Below are 2,303 nucleotides of genomic sequence, written 5' to 3'. Positions count from 1 at the left end.
CTATCCTTGCTCTTCGCTGTGCTTATCTCAATGGTCAACTTTCAATTTGATGTATTTGCCAAACTGAGATGCACCCTTTTTGCCAACCTTCACAAGGATGCCATTATCTAGACTACATAGATGATATTTTTTGTCAATGCGTAAGTCCTAGACATATTGAACAGCTAATCGAGTTAGGTGCGAGCCTAGAGGGATTGAATAAAAAGCAATATAAAACCCTGCTAGTGGTCAGCGAAGTTTATCGCCAACAACAAGAGAACTCCACAAAAAGAATGATCCAATAGCTAGGTGGGTTTAGCGAAAATTTCCACAAACCATTTGTGAAGATTGGGGAGACGATTAATCTGGGTTTCAATTTCTGCCATAGCTAACTTATTAAGTTTAACTCCTGTGGAATAAATTGTTTCTACCAATGTCACCACTGGATTTTTATCCTTAAAGGTGAGAGTTTTGGCGAAATTTACTACAGTCTCAACAGAGTCAAGTAAACTACCATTCCAATGCTTTTCTAACCAACCAAAACAACGTTCTATTGGGTTATATTTACTATGATAGGGCGGATAATAAGCCAATTGTAACGTCAGTTGACATTTTCGGGAAAAATTTAAAATTCGTTTCATAAACTGAGTACGACGAGAATGATTTTCTGGTCCATTATCCTGATTAATGACTAATTTTTGAATGTGACTAAAACGGTGTTTAACAGTTTGCCACCAACTTTCAAGTAAGTCAACTATACAATCAGCCGTCAACCTAGAAGTAACGAAGAATAAAAATAACTCATTGTACTCAGGCAGAAAAATGCCATAGGGAATCACAGTTGATTGAGTCGAAAAATCGTGGTCAAGTGCAATAGTTGGCGTCCGATTTTTACCACCTCTATCAAATTCTCCAATCTTGACGGAAGCTTTGGCATCAATGGAGATTCGGAGAGTATTAGGGTTATTATCGGCTGCTGTATTGACTTGTTCAAGTTGTTCAAAAATGGCTGATGTCTCGGGGATTTTTTTGACTGGTTTAGTTTTCAGAACTCGTTTTAAGGTATAACCCAAATCATTCAATCTTCGTCTAATTGTTTCTGCGGTCGGTAGTTCTTCATCACTATAACCAAATTGTTCAATTAGTTGACGACGGACTTCATTTGCAGTAATGCGTGTATATAATCGTGTACTTTTAAAGCTAGGATCAGTTTGACTGTGTGGGTCTACTAACGATTTAATATCTTTCAATAAGTTGGGTAATTTTGTTTCAACCCGCTTTCGTCCACTGCGCTTGAAACCATCGACAATTGGCTGACCACTTTTCAATTCTTTCATCCCTTTACGGATGGTGCGTCTATTCCATCCTAACTCCCGTTCTGCTAACGTTTGTCCACCTATTCCTAAATCTTTGACTACCGATGCCATGAATTGTCGTCTGTCTGTCCCCTTGAGTTTTTTAGCTGTTTTGATGTAAAGAGATTTGGCGTGTTCGGTCAGTTTCATGATAGATTTTAGAGACATAAGATAGGCTGTGCACTGAAATTATTTTTTGACCATTATAGGATCAATCATTTTGTGGTCTTCTCCAATGGTTATCTGATAACAAAAAACAGAGAATTGAAGAGAGAATAGTAAGTTTAAGCCAACCCCACATCCGTCCGCTCGTCAGAGGAAAAGGAGGAAAAAGCGTAGAGTTTGGAGCCAAACTCTCAGCCAGTTGTTTTGAAGGCGATGTATTTTTAGACCGAATAAGCTGGGATAACTTTAACGAATCAGGGGACTTAAAAGCCCAAGTAGAAGCGTATTATAGGTTCACGGGGTACTATCCAGAATCTGTTCATGCAGATCGGATTTATCGTACAAGGGAAAACCGAGCTTGGTGCAAAGAAAGAGGCATTAGATTGAGTGGGCCACCTCTAGGAAGACCCCCAGCCAATGTGAGTCCAGAAAAAAAGAGGCAAGCCCTATCTGATGAAAGGATTAGAAATGCGATTGAGGGTAAGTTTGGGCAAGGGAAACGTAGGTTCGGTCTAAATTTGGTCATGGCAAAACTTGACAATACCTCAAAAACAGCGATTGCGATTACTTTTTTAGTAATAAACCTTTCTACCTGGTGGCGCCGGGTTTTTTGTGTGTTTTTATGCGATTTGGCGAAAACAAGGCCTGTTTTTGCGTTGAACATAGTCTCCGCTTATACTTTGCTCACGTTAAACAAAGGAAAACTCATGTTTGACGTTGGTTGAATGTAAGGATTCAGGTCTGAAAAATGGGAATGAGCTCAGGCATAGCCAAGGCACAAGAATGGGCAGAAATAGCCTCACG

Annotated in this window: 1 protein-coding gene and 1 pseudogene; one reads left to right on the top strand and one right to left on the bottom strand. The window is 39.6% G+C overall.

Annotated elements, in window-relative coordinates; genetic code table 11:
- Positions 1–284: 284 nt before the first annotated feature.
- Positions 285–1,484, bottom strand: a complete 1,200-nt coding sequence (locus QUA83_RS30260; RefSeq protein ID WP_333297902.1) for an ISAzo13 family transposase — start codon at positions 1,482–1,484, stop codon at positions 285–287.
- A gap of 86 nt (positions 1,485–1,570) precedes the next feature.
- Between QUA83_RS30260 and QUA83_RS30255 the strand changes: the two are divergent.
- Positions 1,571–2,224: pseudogene (locus QUA83_RS30255) on the top strand (transposase); the annotation flags it as partial.
- Positions 2,225–2,303: the final 79 nt, after the last annotated feature.

Origin of the sequence: Microcoleus sp. K1-B1 (assembly GCF_036704705.1) — a bacterium.
Lineage (GTDB): Bacteria > Cyanobacteriota > Cyanobacteriia > Cyanobacteriales > Microcoleaceae > Microcoleus.
This window is presented reverse-complemented; position numbering and strand designations above follow the sequence as displayed.

Coding starts and splice junctions, on each gene's coding strand:
- QUA83_RS30260 (WP_333297902.1), bottom strand. CDS start 1,484: ATGAAACTGACCGAACACGCCAAATCTCTTTACATCAAAACAGCTAAA.